We start from the raw sequence: 19,838 nt of genomic DNA, 5'->3' as shown, positions 1-19,838 counted from the left end.
AATCGTATATATCATGGGAGCATTCCAAAACATGTATGGACACATGAACGACACATGGAATAGGTATGTTAACATCAGAAATCTAAAAAGGAGAGTCGGCCATGATCAGAACAGTGCTTCTGGTGGAAGATGAAAGCCGCATTCGTGAGATTGTGGCCGATTATTTCATAAAAGAACAATGGAACGTCATAGAAGCAGAACATGGAGTACAGGCACTGGAACTGTTGGCTCTGCATGAGGTGGATCTGGTTATTCTGGATGTTTTGATGCCTGAAATGGATGGATGGACGTTATGTGGGCATATTCGATCCCAATCCACCGTACCTATTATCATGCTGACTGCACGGTCCGAGGATGACGATAAAATTCATGGATTTCAGCTGGGCGTAGACGATTACGTTACCAAGCCGTTTAGTCCACGTGTGCTGGTTGCACGTGCAGAGACATTAATGAAGCGTGTTGAAGGTGCAATTGGACGAGAGCAGGGTGTGATTCGCTTCGGACAGGTAACCCTTGATCCATGGGCCAGACGCCTGGAGAAGGACGGAATTGAAGTGGAACTTGCACCAAAGGAATATGATCTGTTGCTTTATTTGGTACGTAATGCAGGCATTGTGTTGTCCCGGGATGCCATTTTGAATCGGATCTGGGGATTTGATTTTGAAGGTGACTCACGTGTTGTGGATACTCACATCAAGAAGTTGCGCAGCAAATTGGGTGATGAAGCCAAGTGTATCCGGACGGTGATTGGCACTGGATATCGTTTCGAGGCAGAAGCATGAGAAGAAATGGCGTAACGATGAAGCTTTTCCTGGTCATGGCAGGATGTCTGGTTCTTCTATATGGTACGACGGTTTTTGCCCAGTTGGTCTGGTTCCCCGACTTCTATCAGCATCAAAAGGTCAGCAGTATGAAGAAAAAGCTGTCCAAGTTCGAACAGCAATATTCCAATGGACATTGGAGTGATTTACAGCTAGCCAAGGAGACCGGGAAATTCATGCGTCAGAATCAGTCACATCTGGTCATTCTGACGAATACCGGAAGACTGGTTAATGACCCGTTCCACATTACGTTGCTTCAGGAAGATGGAAGTCACGTGAAGGTGTCCTTGTCCTTGTTTATCAATAGTGAGAATGCTGGCTGGATTACATCCCATCTGAAATATGGGCAAGAACTGACGGTGAGAGGTCCGGCCAGCGAGTCCATGGTCTATCCATTCAAAATCCAGGATGCCACTTCTGCCGCATGGGGAACAGAAAGCTTTCAGGAATCAATTGAACCGGTAAAGGAATGGTCTGGCGTATTGACTGAGGTAGTTCTTCCCAATCTGGCAACGTGGAGTCAGAGGCAGGGCCTGCTGGTGCAAGCACTGGATAGCCGGTTCCCTTTGTCCACCGAAGACCAACTGGCCTTGGCGAATGGCAAAATGCTCAATGAAGAGTGGATGGATAGCTGGAGCGGTGTTCGCAATGTCATCACCATTGCTCCAGCGCATCGTTCCGGACCCGAGCAACAACTGATCTTCTCGCTCACCTCTCTACAGGAGATGAGGGAAGCGAATGAGGCAACCCGTTTGTTCTATGCGTATTTCGGCATAGGGGCATTTATATTGATTCTGTTGCTGGCGTTACTCCTGTCCCGAATTGTAACGAAGCCGCTCTTGGCCTTGAACCATGTCGCCAAGAAGATGTCTACGCTGGATTTTACGGTGAAATCACCCATCCGGCGTAATGATGAAATCGGCAGTCTGTCTAATAGCCTCAATGCCTTGTCGGGAACTTTGGGTCAGACACTGGAAGAACTGAGGCAGGCCAACACGCAGATGCGTACAGATATGGAAATGAAACAGGAGATTGAACAGCGTCAGCGCAAGTTTTTTGCCGATGCATCACATGAACTTAAGACGCCAATCAGCATTATTAAGGGATATTCTGAAGGGCTGAAGGATGGCGTGAGTGAGAGCAAACGGGAGCGTTACATTGAGATCATTGCCGATGAGGCGATCAAAATGGAAACGATGGTTGAAGAGATGCTGGATCTGGTGCGACTGGAATCCTCAGCGGTTCAATTGAATACGGATGCTGTTGCACTTGCTGACATGATTGAAGATATCGCCGGCCGTCTGGGTCCGCAACTGAAGGACAAAGGATTGGATGTGGTGCTTGTATCCACAACAGAACAGACGGTTGAGGGTGACCGAAGCAAGCTGGAGCAAGTTATTTTCAATATCATGATGAATGCTATACGTCATGCGATACCACATACCGATATAACTATTGAGATTAGCAGGCGTGAAGGTTTTGTCCATATTTCCATTGAGAACAAGGGCGAGCAGATAGCTGAAGCTGAGCGGCAGTATATATGGGAGAGGTTCTATCGGGTAGAGCGCTCACGTAATCGTAAAATGGGGGGGACCGGGCTTGGTCTGGCCATTGCGAAGCAGATTCTTGATCTGCATGGGTGCAGTTATGGAGTGGAGAATACACCGGATGGAGTCCGTTTTTATATTATTTTTCCTAAAGCCTAGTACGAAAGGGAGTCAAATCTTATGAAGTCTTTACCATCGATTTTAACCTTGGGGAATCTGAGTTCAGGCATGTTGGCAGTTATTATGGCTATTCATGGTGAATTTGCCCTGGCTGTGATGATGATATGGGTAGCGATGTTCTTTGATCTGTTTGACGGGTATGCGGCTCGTAAATTGCATTGTGAGGGTGAGTTCGGCAAGTCCCTGGACTCACTTGCGGATGTAGTTTCATTCGGAACAGCACCCGTGCTGATTCTGTACCTGAATTCCATGCTTGAAGTGAGTGTGCTGGGGATGGCCCTGACTGCATTGTTTCCGGTTTGTGGTGCTTTGCGTCTGGCCCGTTATAACTGTCAGAAGACAGGAAGCAGTGGTTTTGTAGGGATGCCGATTACATTTGCCGGAGGTCTGATGTCCTTTTTCGCACTCTGGAGTCCTTATTTCACACAGGGTGTAGCCTATCTTGTCATTATTGTATTATCCGGTCTCATGGTGAGCCAAATCCGATTCCCGTCTCTAAAACAAGTGTTAGCCTCACATGAGAAGGATATTGTGGAACCGAAATAAGGAGCGAGTCAGTATGGAATTTGCAAAAGAATTTATTGGTCAATATGGTTATTTCGCAATATACGGACTACTGGCTCTTGGCGTTATTGGCATGCCGATTCCGGATGAGGTGATGATGACTTTTGTCGGATATCTCGCCTCCATCTCGGTATTGAATTACTCCGTATCCATCGCCGTCAGTTTCGGTGGGGCATTTACCGGCGGATTGCTCAGCTACATGATCGGCAAGAAGGCGGGCAGGCCGCTGGTTGAAAAATACGGCAAGTGGGTCGGCGTCAATGCCAAACGATTCAGCAGGGTGGAGTCGTGGTTTCTCAAATATGGATATTGGTCCATCATCCTGGGTTACTTCATTCCAGGCATTCGTCATCTGATGTGTTGTTTCTCCGGAATTAGCAAGATGGCCATCGGCAGGTACGTCCTCGTATCGGGCATTGGTGCTTTTGTATGGTGTGTTGCCTTTATCTCCATTGGTTTTTATGTCGGTGTACTAACTTAAAATGGGACAGCCTGTTGCAACAACAGGCAAAGATCGAAGACCTCTTGAGTGTAAGGTGGTCTTTTTTGTTTTTCTATATATGGTAGGAGACCTCATTCTAAGTAATTTAATCGACTACAAGCAACTTACCCTTGGAGCTGTAAACTAGCCCGCAAGCTATTTCAAGTAATACTTGTTGATCAATCAGGCTGTGAAGAACTCTTCGAGCATGCTGATCCGTGATTCGCAGGTGTGTTGCTAGTTCCGAGGGGGCGAATGGACGGATGATGCGTCTGGCATAACGAACAGCCTCGGCTTCTAGCCAATTTAAGGATGTCGGAACGTCCGTAGCAATGAATTTTCCCATAAAAGACAGCACAAGCTGCTGGCACCGTTTCGGTTCATCCTTAATGGAGATATAAGTGATCGGCAGAAAAATCCAATCATCCAGCGTTAGCAGACAATTCCGCCAGCATAAATCTTTAAAACGCCGTACATCCAGATCACGGGCATGTGGCCCGTATCCTTGGATTTCAATACCTGCCTTAACGCCGTTACCTGGCATGTATGCAAGATCCAGATATCGATAGCCGTTATGAAAGTCTCGAACTTCCCATTCGGGTTGCAAATGGTTAAAGTTTTTCATCAACGGAAACCAGACTGAACGCAAAAATTCCAATGTGCCATGTTCAAGTCCATTTTCCAGTCTGGACAGCACTCTAGGGTTCGTTTCTTCCTCCAAAAGGGAGTGCATCCAGACTTCGTAAGCCTCATCAAAATCAATGCTCATCGTCTTCATCTCCTCTAAAAATAAAATAAAACGAACGTGAACAGGGCTTCAGGTTGTCATGTGAAAATACAAAAAGCCGCTCCGACCATTTCCAACCTTCGCGTTGAAGGGAAAATGGATCAAAGCGGACTGTTAAGTTTTGAACGGTGACATGCCCTTAACCACTTAAATGAGATTCTTCAATTCCTCGTTCGACTTGTTTTTCCCCTTTTTTGCGTGCAAAGGTGATTTTGAGGAGTGGTGGAGTAACCAGTGTAGTCACAATGACCATGATCACAACGCTCGTGAAGTATTCCGGATCAAGTAATCCGGAAGCAAGTCCCGTTGAAGCGATAATGAGAGCAACTTCACCTCTTGATATCATTCCTGAACCAATGGCCAGTGAAGATGTCATATTAAATCCGGTCAGTCGTGCACCAGCTCCACCACCGACAAGTTTGGTAATAATAGCGATAAGACTGATAACAACAATAAACCAAATTTGTGAACCCACACCATCAAAGGTGACATTTAAGCCAATACTTACAAAGAACACTGGAACAAAAATTCCGTAGGCGATCGGTTCCAGTTTGGTTTCGACTTCATGTTTGAAGTTGGTTTGGGAGATGGCGATACCCGCGGCAAATGCTCCAATGATTCCAGCAACACCCATCCACTCTGCAAAGTACGAGAAGCCAAAACAAATAATTAATCCCGCAGTAATGACGGTCTCGGTTACTTTCAGTGGTGCCATCCACTTCATGATGCGTGGAACAAGGAACCAGCTGGCAGCGATGATGATCACAAAGAACAACAGCTTTTTACCAATAAGCAAGGAGATCGAAGTGTCTCCTCCACCAGTACCCAGCAAGCTCATCATAACGGCAAGAATGACAACGACCAGAACATCATCAACGACAGCTGCTCCAAGGATTGTTGTACCCTCACGAGAGCTGAGTTGATCCATGTCTTTCAGTGTCTGAACCGAAATGCTGACGGAAGTGGCACAGAATAAAAGTCCAAAGAACAGCGCGTGTGTCTGTGACATACCAAAGGCCATGGCGGAACCGTATCCTCCGATAAAAGGCAAAATAATACCGCCGACTGCTACGGCAAAGGCCGCCTTCCAGTTTTTCTTTAATTGCTCCAGATCGGTTTCAAGTCCGGCAATGAACATTAACAGCAATACCCCGATCTCAGCCATATAATGCACAAAATCACTTTGCTGAACCCAACCGAGAATTGCAGGCCCGAGGACGACACCCACAATCAGCTTTCCTAAAACCGATGGTTGACCCAATCTTACGGATAGATCACCAGCAAGTTTGGTAAAGATTAAAATAAGTGCAAGAACCAAAATAAATTCCATAGGTTTACTCCCCTCCAGTAGTAGCGTCTATAGGTTAACCAGCCCAAGGGCGATCCATTCTCAGCTTAAAAAAGACAAAAAGGCACAGAAAGGCATTAGGAAAAGTGCCGTTCTGTGCCTGAAAAAGACAAAGAGGGGCCCTTGGTGACAGGCTCCTCCAGTTTCAACGCGTATGTGATTAATTGCATTAATTATACCACAAATATGGACTTGGGTAAATGGGAGCTGGTTTGGATTTGATTGAAAATAGCCGTAAAGGGGCATTTTATCATGTAGTACTAAGGTTTTTGTTCAGAGTGTTGTCACTTAACAGCCCGGAATTGCCGAGATATAATGATATAGAACATAGAAGTTAGGATATGAGGAGGATTTTGCATTGGGCAAAAATAACAAAGGGGAGCCGAACATTCCATCCCCGACGAGTAATAAAAATTTCGCAGGCATCATTATCACCATTTCCATTCTCGCTAATGTCATTATTTTATTATTGTTCTTCGCACCATCGATTGGTTACAAAGGTGATGTAACCTTTGATATTACGGTGTTGCCGCGGTTTAATGCCGTGTTTAACAGCTTTACCTTCATCTTCCTGCTCGCAGCGCTTATTGCTATTATCAAGCGGAATGTGAAGCTGCACAAACGATTTATTCTTGCTGCATTCTCAACGACACTGTTATTCCTTGTGACCTATCTGACGTTCCATTACCTCTCACCAGAGACGTCCAAATACGGCGGCGAGGGCATCATTCGTTCGATCTATTTCTTCATTCTGATTACCCATAGTATACTGGCAGCCCTGATTGTTCCATTGGCATTGTTCACACTTGTCTGGGGTTGGACGAATCAATTGAAAAAACACCGCAAAATCGCACGTTGGACGATGCCAATCTGGCTGTACGTCAGTTCTACAGGTGTTGTGGTATATCTCATGATGGCACCATATTATTAATGTAATGAACGTTTCACTGTGCTAATTAGTTTGACCTGCGGGTAATGTTTCCATGGAAGGAGGGTTCACGTTTATGTACAGAGTTGTTTTGATTCGCCATGGACAGAGCATGTGGAATGTAGAGAATCGTTTTACCGGATGGACAGATGTGGATCTGACGACGGATGGTTACGGAGAAGCTCGCAAAGCAGGGAAGATCATGAAGGAACAGGGATTTGATTTTGATTACGCCTATGCATCCGTGCTGAAACGTTCTATCCGAACACTCGATATTGCGCTGGATGAAATGGACCTCATGTGGATTCCCATTACGAAGACTTGGAAGCTGAATGAACGCCATTATGGTGCGCTGCAAGGACTGAACAAACAGCAGACGGCTCTGAAGTATGGGGAAGACCAAGTAAAGGAATGGAGACGATTTGTGAACGTATCTCCCCCGGCACTGGACGAAACGGATGACCGTTATGTGCAGGATCTGGACAAGTACAAGCGGCTCGGATGTACCATTCCTTTTACGGAGAACCTGATGGATACTTCGAAGCGTGTACTGGACTACTGGAATGCGGAGATTAAACCGATGGTGTCTGCTGGCAAAAGGGTGCTGATCTCTGCGCATGGGAACACGCTCCGTTCACTCGTCATGCATCTGGACCAATTGTCCGAAGCAGACGTGATGGCGCTCAATATCCCGACAGGCATTCCGCTTGTCTACGAATTGGATGAAAATCTGCATCCCATCGGACACTTTTATCTGACCGCCGATGGTTCTACCTACAAACATGAAGAGATGACCCATGTGGCAACGCCATCTGATTAAACGGGTGTGTGAACGTTTATGCCTCAACAGAGCAAGTGAAGATGACCGCTGAATTTTAATTCAGCGGTCATCTTTTTTTCTGCGATCAAGCTTGCACTTCGTTTCGTTTTGCTCCCACAGGGTAATTGTCAAACAAGACACGATGTACATTTATCCTGAAGGAGGAGAAGCACATGTCTAAAAGAAGAGGAATTATCATGACGGCTATCGGCGCAGGTGTGACTTATCTGATGAGGAACAAACAAGCAAGAGATAAGTTGTTTAGCACTGTCTCGGGTATGATGAAAAACTCCAATTCGTCGTCCAATGGAACAAGTAAAACTAGACCACGCGTGGAAGTGAAATAGATTGCGATAGTTCGTTTATCGTTGAATTAAAATGATGATCATGAGAAACCTGGAGATGAAGTCGTTCCAGGTTTTTTTGTGCAATCAAAAGCAGTCCATTGCTTTTGTGTGTAAAGCGATTTTTGTCAGCAAGAATGATACAATGGATACTTGCAGAACGTATGAAGGGAGATGCAATATGAAGAAAAATCGTCTGGGTACATCCGAACTGATGGTGTCTGAGATTGGGCTGGGATGTATGTCACTTGGAACTGAAATGGAGCATGCTATGGGCCTGATTCATGAGGCTCTGGATCATGGAGTCAATCTGCTGGATACTGCTGATCTGTACGACGCAGGGCGTAATGAGGAAATTGTAGGACAAGCTATTAAAGGGCGTCGGGACCAAGTCATTGTGGCGACCAAAGTAGGTAATCGTCGTATGCCGGGCAAAGAGGGCTGGTCATGGGACCCGTCCAAAGCCTACATTAAGCAGGCTGTACATGAAAGTCTGAAGCGTCTGCAGACCGATTACATCGATCTGTATCAGCTGCATGGCGGGACCTTGGACGACCCCATCGAAGAGACGATTGAAGCGTTTGAGGAACTGAAGAAGGAAGGACTTATCCGATATTACGGAATTTCCTCCATTCGTCCCAATGTGATTCGGGAGTATGTAAAGAGGGCATCCATCGTCAGTGTGATGAACCAGTACAGCATTGCTGACCGCAGAGCGGAAGAAGAAGTGCTGCCTTTATTGGAACAAAAGGGGATCAGTGTAATTGCCCGTGGGCCCGTAGCTAGCGGTGTGCTAGCCGATTCTGGATCTGCCAAGGCAGACAAAGGTTATCTGGACTACACACCAGAGCAACTATATACCATTCGGCAAGGGCTAAGTCGTCTTGTTACGGATCAACGGAGCATGGCTCAGACGGCTATTCGCTACGCATTATCCCATCCTGCCGTAGCAGCTGTTGTCCCTGGTGCCAGTTCAAGAGAACAGTTGCTGCACAATATGGCTGCTTCGAATTCGCCTGCACTCACCGCTGCGGAAATTCAGGAAATACGAGAGCTTAGTCCCGCTAATCTGTACAAGCAGCATCGTTAACTCGGTACAGCCTATTTTCAATTGTAACTATACAAGGTACAATGAAGATCAGCCAAAAAAGGAACATAAAAGGGAGAGAAGACATATGGAAAGAATTCAAAGTGAACAGCAGTATTTGGATACAATCAACTCTGATGGTTTTACCGTCATTAAATTTGATACAACCTGGTGTCCGGATTGCAAAAACCTGGATCGTTTTATCGGGGATGTTATCGACCAACATACGGACAAAACCTTCTATGCCCTGGATGCAGAGAAGTTCCAGCCTTTTGCCGAAGAGAATGGTGTACGCGGGATTCCAAGCCTGCTCGTCTTCCAGAACGGCAAGAAAATCGCACATCTGCATAGCAAATGGGCTAAAACACCTGCTCAAATCTCCGAGTATCTGGAGACGCTTGAATCCAAAGTTTAAGCGAACGAAGGCTCAGCAGTTTGTTTAATTAACTTAGCTAAGGAAACCTCTTCTTGTCACGCGACAGGAAGGGTTTTTCTGCTTCATTCCAGCACGCATGATGTGTATTCAAATCTGCATTCGAAGTGGAGAAACAACGCTTGTTTAGAATTTGTTCAGTGCTCCCATGTATACTGTGAGAACAAACTGAATATTTGGAGTGAACAAGACCCATATGAAGAATGAAATTTTTGAGGAAATGCACCAATTAAGTCACAATGACGACCGGAGATATCGATTGTTGATGATTGGAGTAAAACAACTGCTGCAGGAACAAAAGGAGAATAGATATAATCTGCGTGAGAGATTAAAGAGTCGAAAGAAACACCGGAACATTCAAGTAAAAGAGTGGTACTAGCCAGCCTGCATTTCAGAAGTGAACATAAATATGGATGTCCATAATACATAGTAAACCTAGTCGGCATCACCCATGATCCAATCCGGCAGAGAAGGAAGTAATGAAGGGTCAAACTTCTTCTAATTACAGATATTCCTGTCTCTGAAGCCGTTACAGAATCGTGAAGCAACAGAAACGTAGCTCAGAATATAAAATATGGCGGCCTCACTTCCCAAGGGAAAGTGAGGCCGCCATTGATTTTGCCGTTCTATTTACTTGAGTTGTAATGCTTACATCAAAATAATAAAGAACACGGCTGCCAAGACAAAGCGATATACAGCAAAGACGGTCAGGCTCAATTTTTTCAAAATGGACAGGAACGTCTTGATCGCAAGCATGGCGACGATGAAAGCAGCGATGAATCCAATCGCAAAGATTGGGAAATCACTGCTGTTCAGGTGATCGATACTTTTGTAAAGGTCATATCCCGTAGCACCAATCATAATTGGTACAGACACGAGGAATGTGAACTCCGCAGCGGCTACACGGCTTACCCCTGCAATGAGACCGCCTGAGATCGTTGACCCGGAACGGGAGAAGCCTGGCCACAATGCCAAGATCTGAAATATACCCACCGTGAATGCCTGTTTGTAAGAGATATCGTCAACATCATGGGTTGTAATTCGTTCACTCTTACGGCTCCAGCGTTCGGCCACGATCATCAATATACCACCTATAACGAGGCTGTACAGCACTGTTTCCGGACCAAACAAATGTGCTTTGATCCAGTCGCGGAATACAAGTCCGATGACTACGGCAGGAACCATCGCCAGGAAGATATGTCCCAGATTGAGGCGGCGGGAGTAAGGTCTGCTCCCTCCAGTGAAGCGGAACATATCAATGAATTTGTTCCAGTACAGTACTACAACAGCAAGTACAGCTCCGAGTTGAACAACCACCTCAAACGTTTTGACTGACTCGTTGTCCTCTGATAAACCGAGCAAATGGGCAGTCAGGATCATGTGTCCAGTGGAGGATACGGGCAAAAATTCTGTCAAACCTTCGATGATGCCCATAATAATGGATGATATAATATCCAATTCTCTTCCTCCTTGAAATGCAGGTGACAGCATAGGCTGTCCTGCTTGACCATGCCTGTTCATTTGAACAAGGCTATCACCTATTATGATCACAAATGCACTCAACTTCAACTTATACTTGTAACCATTTGTTTAAAACTATATTGACAAAAACCTAGTTATCCCATAGGATATAAATTAACTGACTGACTGATCAATCGGGAGGGTTACATGAATGACCAAAATCAACGGTTTGGAACCCGGTGAAGAACGGCGGGACCAAATAATACGCATAGCGATGGAGCGTTTTGCAACCCAAGGCTACCATCAGACGAAAATTTCCGATATCGTCCGCGAGGCTGGTGTGGCGCAAGGGACGTTCTACTGGCACTTCAAGAGTAAAGAAGCCATTGCTTCGGAGATTGTCTTAACGGGCAAGGAGGAGTTGCTTGAGGCGATCGGACAAGGGTACCGCAAGGATGCAGGATCGGTAGAAGATATGGTGAAAGCATCGGAAAGGCTGTTCACTGACTTGTTTTTGTTTGCCGCGCAGAATCGCTATTTTATGGAACTGTTGCTCAAAGGCATCGTGACGGAAGAATCCGTACAACGCCTGGTCGAGGAGACACGTAATGCTGTGGAAACTGCGTTTCGTCACAATATGGAACGTGCCATCGAGCTCGGCATGTTGCCTAAGGGCATGGATGTACCGCTTCGAGCAGCGCTATTGGTAAGCATGATTGAAGGCATGATAACACGCTGGTTGTTCGGTTCCGATGAGTTGCACAGCAAGTTCTCAGCCATGACAGCTTCATCGCTGGCAGCTGAGGCAGCAAGCTTTGAGTTTTACGGACTATTAGGCTCGTAAGATTCACATGATTAAACAAATAGCAGGGAATAATGGGTACAACTGCGGTTTAGTCACAATAAATTAACCCAATGCACATCCAGATTAATACACGACTGAGAGGAAGTTAACGTAATGAACAAAACATATGGATCGAAAACTCGTAAAGGCTGGTCTTTGACAGCAATTCTGCTGATGACCGTGCTGGTACTTAGTGCTTGTGGAAGTAAGGCAACAGACAATGGAAGCACAAATGGTGCACAGGCAAGTAATGAATTGGAGCAGATCAAGTCGGCTGGCGTTATCAAAGTGGGCATGATGGGCACATACGCACCGTACAACTTCCTGAACGATAAGAAAGAAATGGACGGCTACGATGCTGATATTGCACGTGAAGTTGCGAAGCGTCTTGGGGTTGAAGTTGAATTTGTATCTCAGGAGTTCTCCGGTCTGACACCAAGTCTGCAAGCCAAAAAGCTGGATGCCATTATCAGCCAGATGACGATTACCGATGATCGTAAGAAAGTACTGGATTTCAGTGATCCGTATATTACGAACCAAGTTAAAATTATTGTAAAAGAAGATAATAACGATATTACCAAGCTGGAAGACTTCAAAGGAAAAACGATTGGCGTAGGTTTGGGTACAAATGATGAATCATATCTGCGCAATGAAGTATTGCCAAAAGTGGGAGACTTCACGATTAAAACCTATGACGATGTCATCTCTTCACTCAAAGATCTGAATGCTGGTCGGATTGACGCAACAATTAACAATATGTATGCACTGAAACCGATTGTGGATGCCAACGGGTTGAATATTAAAGCTGTAGGTGAACCGATTAAGAGTGACCAGGCAGGTATTGCTGTTCGTAAAGACAATCCGGAACTCGTAGCAGCACTGAATGATGCTCTCAAAGGCATGAAAGATGATGGCACGTACAATACCATTTTCAAAAAATGGTTTGGTGAAGAGCCTGCGCAATAACGAACCTGCAAGGCGAAGGGAAGATTTGACCCATGGAACTGGTATTTGAGAATATCCCCTTTTTTCTGAAGGGGGCTTACTATACGCTGTATGTAACTGTGATCTCCATGTTTTTTGCGTTCATCATTGGAGTGCTCGTTGCCATTGCTCGTCTGAAGGGACCGATGTGGCTTAGGTTGATCGCAAGGTTTTATGTATCCATCATGCGGGGAACCCCGCTGCTGGTGCAATTATTCGTCATTTATTACGGATTGGTCGATTATGGAGTGACCTTGGGATCACTCACGGCTGCATGTCTGGGACTCAGTCTGAATGCAGGAGCGTTTCTGTCGGAGACGTTCCGTGGAGCCATTCAGGCTGTACCAAAAGGACAGACCGAAGCTGCATATGCAACGGGAATGACCCCGGCTCAAGCGATGAGACGGATTATCTTCCCGCAGGCTGTGCGCATTGCCATCCCGCCGATGGGTAACACCTTCATTGGCATGTTGAAGGAAACATCACTTGTGGCGGCGATTGGTGTCACCGAGTTATTACGGTCAGCACAACTGCTGGTATCACAATATGCATTGAACATGCCGTTTTATCTGGCCATCGGTGTGATCTACTGGATCATGAGTATCGGCTTCTCGGCCATTCTGGAACAAGTGGAGCGCCGGTTGGCCCGGGCTTACTGAGGGGAGGAGAGAACCGATGATTACAACAACTGGACTTACCAAACGTTTTCAGCAAAATGAAGTACTTACGAACATCGATCTTCATGTCGATGCCAAAGATATTGTTGTATTGCTCGGCCCAAGTGGTTCAGGCAAAAGTACCTTACTGCGCTGTCTGAATGGGCTGGAGGAGCTGTCCGGAGGACAGATCGAAGTCAACGGCATTGTGGTCAACAGCGCAGATCCGCTGCGAGTCCAGCGTGCCCGGGTACTGGAGATTCGTCGCCAGACCGGCATGGTATTCCAGCAATTCAATCTGTATCCGCACAAGTCAGTGCTGGGTAATGTGATGGAAGGTCTCGTTACGGTGAAAAAAATCAAACGGGACGAAGCAGCTGAACGCGGCCGAATTCTGCTGGATCGGGTCGGCTTGTCGGACAAGCAGGATGCGTATCCATCCCGATTGTCCGGTGGACAACAGCAGCGGGTTGCCATTGCACGTGCACTTGCCATGGAGCCGGAAGTGATGTTGTTTGATGAGCCCACTTCAGCTCTTGATCCTGAATTGGTCGGAGAAGTGCTTTCCGTCATGAAGGAGCTGGCAGAGGAAGGTATGACGATGCTGGTTGTGACGCATGAATTGAAGTTTGCCCGTAATGTGGCGAACAAAATCGTCTTTATGGCGGATGGATCGATTGTGGAAGAAGCAAGTCCACAGGCGTTCTTTGAACAGCCGAAGCAAGAACGCACTCGCCGTTTCTTGCAACAGATTACTGAATTTTAAGAAAGAAGGATAACATCATGAATGTAACAACCGTATGGAAAGGCAAACGTGCGTTTACTTCCGAAGGACCCTCTGGCTACGCCGTTGGCATGGATGCCACTGCTGCTTATGGTGGTGACAGCAAGGGAGCTACCCCGATGGAATTGTTACTGGCGGGTCTCGGTGGCTGTATGGGAATCGATATTACGATGATTCTGGACGCATTTTTGGACAAAATTGAATCGATTGAGATTGAAGCGCAAGGCACACGAAGTGAAGAGATGCCCAAAGGCTTCACATCCATTGATCTGATCTTCAAAGTCGATGGGGATATCCCGGATTATCGTATCTGGAAAGCCATCCAGATGGCTGAGGAAAAATATTGTGCAGTTTCTGCTTCGCTGAACGCTGATATTCATCCTAAACTGATCCTCAATGGGGTAAGTACACCTCGTCCTTAACACATATGAGTAAATCTTATACGGAGAAGGCACTTCCAATCTAAACTGTACCCTATAGAGTAGATACTTTAAAAAAGTCTCTCTATGGGGTGTTTTTGTTATATACCATGTACGAGACAAGGACGGAGAACGATTAATGAGTAAGAAAACATTTACAACAAGCGAACTAGAGCAACTTGCTACAAATCCCTATGTGAAGTCTGTTTCGACCAAGGGAATCACTTATACGGACGAGTTCAAACAACTCTTTATTACATTAAATCAGCAAGAAAGGCTGCCTAGAGAGATCTTTGAGACTTGTGGATTTGACGTTCAGATCATTGGAATGACTCGGGTCAAAGCCGCAGCCGACCGATGGAGAGCCAGTTACAACGAGCAAGGGGCTATAGGCTTACAAGATACACGAGGCAAACATTCAGGAGAGTCTCTAAAACGAGAGTTAACCTTGGCAGAAAAGAACGCGAAACTCGAAGCGCAGATTCACCTGCTCCAAGCAGAGAATGAACTCTTAAAAAAGATTCGCCTGGCCGAACGGGGGTGGAACCACGAGTAAAACTAACGCCTAGCCTTCGATACAGGTTAATCCGAACCGTGATTGAGAAATACCATCTTCAGCGAATGGTAAGTGTTCTGTGTGAGACTGCTGGGGTCTCCAAAAGCGGATATTACCGATACTGGAGCACTTCAGCCATTCACAGACGCACGAAGAAGGAACAGGTTGATGAGGAAATAGGTGTGTACATTCGTCAAGCCTTCCAGTTTAAGAAACGTAACAAGGGCGCTCGTTCCATTAAGATGACGCTGCAAGGACAATTTCAGATCATTTGGAATCTCAAGCGCATCCGAAGAATCATGAAAAAATACGATATTGTATGCCCTCATCGACGAGCTAATCCCTACAAACGAATGATGAAGGCAACCCATGAACATCGAACCATGCCTAACCTGTTACAACGCAACTTCAAACAAGGCATCCCGGGCAAAGTACTTCTAACAGATATTACATACTTAAGTTACGGCCAAGGGAAACGCGCCTATCTGTCCACCATTAAGGATAGTTCCACCAATGAAATTTTGGCTTATCATGTGTCGGAGCGAATGACGATGGATCTGGCGACAAACACGTTGCTTCACTTACAGAAAAATCGCAAATTCAAGAAGAGTCGTAATGCCTTCATTCATTCCGATCAAGGTACGCATTACACTCATCCGGATTTTCAGAAGAAAGTGAAACGGATGGGGCTTGGACAATCCATGTCAAGACGAGGAAATTGTTGGGATAACGCACCGCAGGAGTCGTTTTTTGGTCATTTTAAGGATGAAACTTCCTTAAAGAGCTATGCCACGTTAGACGAAGTCAAACGTGAAGTTAAAGCCTATATGACCTACTATAATCACTATAGATACCAGTGGAACCTAAAAAGGATGACCCCTGTACAATACAGAGATCATCTTCTTGAAGCCATATAGTTTTTTTTAGAAATGTCCTTTACATAGGGTACAGTTTAATCGTGGGAGTGCCTTTTTGGCTTTTCTAACCCATCAACAGTTCGTAAGTAAAGTCAGGCTGGATGTTGAACAAGGTTCCAGATGCCCATGAGCCAAAGGATATAGATTCCGTCCAACTAGGAGTCGCTAAACTTCTGTCAGTAGAAAATAATTCCGTAAGCCTGGTCGCCATGTTAATGGCGGCCTCTTCTACTAGAGGTAGGCTGGCTTGTAGGCCTGGCAATATATTACCCATTGCAATGACAATCCGAATTCTGGCGGTTATGTGGTATGATTAATTCTGAGGACAGGGCATCCTGATCCTGCTGTTTATATGTAAGCGCTTATACAGATGACGGAAGGTGCAGACATGTTGAAAAGGCTGATACGAACCACCAATAATCTCAAATTAAAGCATAAATTGCTCATTTCCTATGTACTGGTTGTCATGATTCCGGTCCTGATTGTTGGTCTTGCTGTGACCAGTTATTTTCGCCAGCAAGCCCTGGACAATGCGATAGGACAGACGATCATCAATGTGGACAAGATCAAGAGCCAGACAGCAACCATGCTGCGTGTACCAACCGATATATCCAATCTTTTAATGTTTAATGCGGATCTCAAGGAGATCGTGAATAAGCGGTACAAGAGCGTTGTGGAGTTAACCTCAGCGTATCTTGCATACAAAGACTTTCAGGAATACAGGCGTTTGTACCGTGAGATAGCCGGCATTCGCTTTTACTCAACTAACCCAACATTGATCAACAACCTCGAATTCATTCCGGTAGACAAGCAGACGGAAGAGAGTTACTGGTACCAACAGGCATTGAAAACAACCAGCATCGGGTGGTTCTACATCCCAGACAAGGAAGATAATCCTGTACACAAGCTCAGCCTGGTGCGCAAAGTACCTTTTGCCGAGTATCGGACAGAGGGCGTGTTGATGATTGTGATCAATCAGGATGAGCTGAACGGATTGCTACGTCAGGAACAGTTCGAGACGATGATTACGGACGAGCAGGGGTATGTGGTTGCAGCCAAGAATACCGAGCTGGTGGGTAAAACGCTGGATGAGCTTGATTTTGGCGTTGATCTGCAGAATCAGGCGAAAGGCACCATAGAGGGTGATTTCCGGGGGGAACCATCTAATATTGTTATTGATGAGCTGGGCCCTGGATCGAGCATGAATAGCCTGAAGGTGATTTCGGTTTTTGCCACCAAAAATATCGTCAAAGACGCCAACACCGTCAGCTTGATTGGCATGATTTTTATTATACTGGTGCTGGTGATCGCCCTACTATTCGTATATATCATCTCGTTCCTCACTTCGAACCGATTGCTCCGGCTGAGTAAACACCTCAACAAGCTTGCATTAGGAGACCTGAACGTGACTTCACGGATTGATGGAAATGATGAGATTGGGCAACTATCAAGACAGTTCAACTATATGGTGAAAAGTATCAATGAACTCATGACGCAGGTGGTAGAAGCGACCGAACAGAACAATCAATTGGAAATCGCACAAAAAGAGATTAAACTGAAAATGATGGCGAGCCAGATCAATCCCCATTTCTTGTTTAATGCATTGGAGTCCATTCGCATGAAAGCCCATATCAAAGGGGAAGCAGAGATTGCCAACATCGTCAGGCTGTTGGGCAAGCTAATGCGCAAGAGTCTGGAGATTGGCAGTGGAAAAACAACCTTCCGGGCTGAACTAGAAATGGTACGTTCCTATTTGGAAATTCAGAAATTCCGGTACGGCGATCGCCTCGCATTCCAGATTCATATCGATCCCGAGGTGGAGAAGATGTACATTCCGCCTTTGATTATTCAACCTTTGGTTGAGAATGCGATTGTCCATGGTCTGGAGAACAAAGAGGGGACAGTCCGTGTTCATATAAGTATTCGTTTAGTTGAGAACATTGTACAGATCCGTGTGGATGACAATGGTGCAGGCATAACGCCAGAACGACTGGCTGAGGTGATGCAGTTTATCTGTGGACCGGAGGAACAGGAGAAGAGTCGGATCGGCATGCGTAATGTACATCAACGCTTAACATTGACGTACGGCGAGCCGTATGGATTACAGATTAAGAGTGTATATGGGGAAGGAACAGAGGTTTCTTTCACTTTGCCAGCAGGAGGGGACCAACATGTATAAAGTATTTTTGGTGGATGACGAACCGAGCATACGTGAGGGACTGACAACCATTATCGAGTGGGAAAAATACGGATTCCAGGTCATCGCTACAGCTGCCAGCGGGCGTGAGGCCATCTCCCGGTTTGAGGAATTGGAGCCTGATCTGACGATTATTGACATTCGTATGCCCGGTATGACCGGGCTGGATGTGATTGAAGAAGTCCGCCGGAATCATCCGGATTCGCACTTTTTGATATTAAGTGGTTACGCGGATTTTGATTATGCCAAAAAAGCCATCAGTTTTGGTGTGGATGGTTATCTGCTCAAACCGGTGGATGAAGAAGAGATTATTGGTGAACTGGAGCGTATTGCTACAATCCTGACCCGTGAACGGGAGACAATTGCACGTCATGCTGGTGAAGATACCGTCTATCGGGAGCATCAGATCGAGGCTTTGCTCTTTGACAGTCTGGAGGGTGCGGGTAGCATGGAAGAAGATAGCTTGGGACTGCACTGGCCTCACTATCAGATTGTGCTGCTGGAGCTGCATGTAGCCCCCGACCTGCAACGGGGAAGTGTTATGAAACGCAAACTGATTGAAGCATTTGACCATAAAGACCGAGGCATTGTATTCTCGTTCCATTCAGGTCTGGGGCTGTTAAGTAAGGAAACAATCACATCCGAGTCTTCTGCAAGAAATCTGTATGATGAGCTGGAAGGACTGTTGGGAGAATGGGAGGTTCACATGTACGGTGCTGCGGGAGAACCTGTACATTCCACTTCTGAAATTGCGCGGTCATACACACAGGCGAATCGTTTACTCGGGGAACGCTTCTTGTTCACGGAGCAACGCATCATTTTGTGGAATGAAGGCAGCGAAAGCGTTGTTAAGCCAGAAATTGAAGCTGTGGACGGAGCCCATGAGCCAGTTGAGGACGAACTTGCGGACAAGCTGTATTATGCGTTAGACATCCGAAGTAGTGAGTCCGTTATGCGAGTACTGGGTGAGATGGAAGAGCGCCTGGTTCCATATCACCGAACAGAGCAAGCGATCAAGACGGCGTTCTCACAGGTATTTTCCCTGGCGTTCAACAAGCTTGCAGCGACGAATCAACATATGCACTCCATTATGCAGGAACATTCGGTTCTGATTAATGAAGTCTATCATCAATTTACGATGTCTGACCTCAAAGTCATGGCAGCGGAACATTTGAATCGACTTATTCAACGTATGGGTGGAGGAAGTAAGGATACTGTATTAAAACAGATGATTGAATTTATCCAGCGTAACCCTGGCGAAAATCTCAAGCTGGAGGTACTTGCTGAAGTATTCAACTATAACAGTAGTTATCTTGGCAAGTTGTTCAAGAACCATACAGGAGAGTACTTTAATGTATTTCTGGACAAGGTCCGTATGGAAAAGGCCAAGGAATTGCTGGATGAAGGACTCAAGGTCCATCAGGTTGCGGCCAGAGTGGGATATGCGAACGTGGACTATTTCCACGGTAAGTTCAAGAAGTATGTAGGTGAATCCCCTTCCGCGTACAAACAGGCCAGAAACCAATCATCAATTAAAGGAACGGCTACGGATATAAACGAGGAATAAGTATGGAGTGCGGGGCCTAGCCCTTGCCTATTGTGTAAAACGTTTTCGGTATTGCTGAGAAATTCCCAGATTCATCATATTGTCCATGCACTTCCCATGATAAGCAATGGTCA

Annotated in this window: 20 protein-coding genes; 17 read left to right on the top strand and 3 right to left on the bottom strand. The window is 45.9% G+C overall.

The features are described 5' to 3' along the window. The first annotated feature begins 101 nt into the window (after window positions 1–101). From AC4E8D_RS26835 to AC4E8D_RS26820, 4 genes are read left to right on the top strand one after another with little or no spacing between them, the layout of a single operon-like run. On the top strand, window positions 102–782 hold the full coding sequence (locus AC4E8D_RS26835) for a response regulator transcription factor (RefSeq protein ID WP_221820719.1): 681 nt from the start codon (window positions 102–104) through the stop codon (window positions 780–782). Then, the gene (locus AC4E8D_RS26830) at window positions 779–2,527 is read left to right on the top strand and encodes a sensor histidine kinase (protein WP_221820720.1); all 1,749 of its coding nucleotides are present in this window, start codon (window positions 779–781) and stop codon (window positions 2,525–2,527) included. Before AC4E8D_RS26835 ends, AC4E8D_RS26830 begins: the two co-directional genes overlap by 4 nt. A gap of 21 nt (window positions 2,528–2,548) precedes the next feature. Continuing rightward, the gene (gene pssA / locus AC4E8D_RS26825) at window positions 2,549–3,094 is read left to right on the top strand and encodes a CDP-diacylglycerol--serine O-phosphatidyltransferase (protein ID WP_221820721.1); all 546 of its coding nucleotides are present in this window, start codon (window positions 2,549–2,551) and stop codon (window positions 3,092–3,094) included. Between the two features lie 13 nt (window positions 3,095–3,107). Next, window positions 3,108–3,593: a DedA family protein gene (locus AC4E8D_RS26820; RefSeq protein WP_221820722.1), complete on the top strand. Its 486-nt coding sequence runs from the start codon at window positions 3,108–3,110 to the stop codon at window positions 3,591–3,593. Window positions 3,594–3,699: 106 nt separating this feature from the next. Here AC4E8D_RS26820 and AC4E8D_RS26815 read toward each other — a convergent pair whose 3' ends face one another. Then, window positions 3,700–4,362, bottom strand: coding sequence for a transcriptional regulator (locus AC4E8D_RS26815; protein WP_221820724.1), 663 nt, complete (start codon window positions 4,360–4,362; stop codon window positions 3,700–3,702). 157 nt (window positions 4,363–4,519) lie between these two features. Beyond that, the gene (locus AC4E8D_RS26810; RefSeq protein ID WP_221820726.1) at window positions 4,520–5,710 is read right to left on the bottom strand and encodes a cation:proton antiporter; all 1,191 of its coding nucleotides are present in this window, start codon (window positions 5,708–5,710) and stop codon (window positions 4,520–4,522) included. A 376-nt stretch (window positions 5,711–6,086) separates the two neighbouring features. On the opposite strand from AC4E8D_RS26810, the gene AC4E8D_RS26805 reads away from it, so the two are divergent. From AC4E8D_RS26805 to AC4E8D_RS26785, 5 genes are all read left to right on the top strand, one after another. Then, window positions 6,087–6,659: a DUF420 domain-containing protein gene (locus AC4E8D_RS26805; RefSeq protein WP_017692198.1), complete on the top strand. Its 573-nt coding sequence runs from the start codon at window positions 6,087–6,089 to the stop codon at window positions 6,657–6,659. Window positions 6,660–6,732: 73 nt separating this feature from the next. Further along, entirely contained in the window at window positions 6,733–7,476 is a 744-nt protein-coding gene (gene gpmA, locus AC4E8D_RS26800; RefSeq protein ID WP_490205393.1) for a 2,3-diphosphoglycerate-dependent phosphoglycerate mutase, read from the top strand. 173 nt (window positions 7,477–7,649) lie between these two features. Next, on the top strand, window positions 7,650–7,823 hold the full coding sequence (locus AC4E8D_RS26795) for a hypothetical protein (RefSeq protein WP_179088546.1): 174 nt from the start codon (window positions 7,650–7,652) through the stop codon (window positions 7,821–7,823). A gap of 178 nt (window positions 7,824–8,001) precedes the next feature. Then, on the top strand, window positions 8,002–8,910 hold the full coding sequence (locus AC4E8D_RS26790; RefSeq protein WP_221820730.1) for an aldo/keto reductase: 909 nt from the start codon (window positions 8,002–8,004) through the stop codon (window positions 8,908–8,910). An 85-nt stretch (window positions 8,911–8,995) separates the two neighbouring features. Next, entirely contained in the window at window positions 8,996–9,322 is a 327-nt protein-coding gene (locus AC4E8D_RS26785; RefSeq protein WP_017692202.1) for a thioredoxin family protein, read from the top strand. A gap of 666 nt (window positions 9,323–9,988) precedes the next feature. Here the strand turns inward: AC4E8D_RS26785 and bacA are convergent. Then, window positions 9,989–10,831, bottom strand: coding sequence for an undecaprenyl-diphosphate phosphatase (gene bacA / locus AC4E8D_RS26780; RefSeq protein WP_339185456.1), 843 nt, complete (start codon window positions 10,829–10,831; stop codon window positions 9,989–9,991). Between the two features lie 181 nt (window positions 10,832–11,012). On the opposite strand from bacA, the gene AC4E8D_RS26775 reads away from it, so the two are divergent. The 8 genes from AC4E8D_RS26775 to AC4E8D_RS26740 all read left to right on the top strand — a co-directional run bounded on the left by AC4E8D_RS26775 (window position 11,013) and on the right by AC4E8D_RS26740 (window position 19,725). Beyond that, window positions 11,013–11,645: a TetR/AcrR family transcriptional regulator gene (locus tag AC4E8D_RS26775; RefSeq protein WP_221820732.1), complete on the top strand. Its 633-nt coding sequence runs from the start codon at window positions 11,013–11,015 to the stop codon at window positions 11,643–11,645. Between the two features lie 114 nt (window positions 11,646–11,759). After that, on the top strand, window positions 11,760–12,611 hold the full coding sequence (locus AC4E8D_RS26770; RefSeq protein WP_221820733.1) for a substrate-binding periplasmic protein: 852 nt from the start codon (window positions 11,760–11,762) through the stop codon (window positions 12,609–12,611). Between the two features lie 32 nt (window positions 12,612–12,643). Next, the gene (locus AC4E8D_RS26765) at window positions 12,644–13,288 is read left to right on the top strand and encodes an amino acid ABC transporter permease (protein ID WP_017692207.1); all 645 of its coding nucleotides are present in this window, start codon (window positions 12,644–12,646) and stop codon (window positions 13,286–13,288) included. A gap of 16 nt (window positions 13,289–13,304) precedes the next feature. Beyond that, window positions 13,305–14,051, top strand: coding sequence for an amino acid ABC transporter ATP-binding protein (locus tag AC4E8D_RS26760; RefSeq protein WP_221820738.1), 747 nt, complete (start codon window positions 13,305–13,307; stop codon window positions 14,049–14,051). A 17-nt stretch (window positions 14,052–14,068) separates the two neighbouring features. Continuing rightward, the gene (locus tag AC4E8D_RS26755) at window positions 14,069–14,491 is read left to right on the top strand and encodes an OsmC family protein (protein ID WP_017692209.1); all 423 of its coding nucleotides are present in this window, start codon (window positions 14,069–14,071) and stop codon (window positions 14,489–14,491) included. Window positions 14,492–14,627: 136 nt separating this feature from the next. Next, window positions 14,628–15,961 (top strand): IS3 family transposase gene (locus AC4E8D_RS26750; RefSeq protein ID WP_339183318.1). Its coding sequence is split into 2 segments (ribosomal slippage): window positions 14,628–15,030 and window positions 15,030–15,961, totalling 1,335 coding nucleotides; the frame shifts between segments, so codons are not numbered across the junction. A 388-nt stretch (window positions 15,962–16,349) separates the two neighbouring features. Next, window positions 16,350–18,140, top strand: coding sequence for a sensor histidine kinase (locus AC4E8D_RS26745; RefSeq protein WP_100529851.1), 1,791 nt, complete (start codon window positions 16,350–16,352; stop codon window positions 18,138–18,140). Beyond that, window positions 18,133–19,725 (top strand): response regulator, encoded by a 1,593-nt coding sequence (locus tag AC4E8D_RS26740; protein WP_339179494.1) that lies wholly within the window; start codon window positions 18,133–18,135, stop codon window positions 19,723–19,725. The genes AC4E8D_RS26745 and AC4E8D_RS26740 overlap by 8 nt, the downstream gene beginning before the upstream one ends. Window positions 19,726–19,838 lie beyond the last annotated feature (113 nt).

This window comes from Paenibacillus sp. SRL342 (assembly GCF_984798905.1).
The sequence above is the reverse complement of the archived record's forward strand: the minus strand, read 5'-3'. Positions and strand labels throughout refer to the sequence as shown.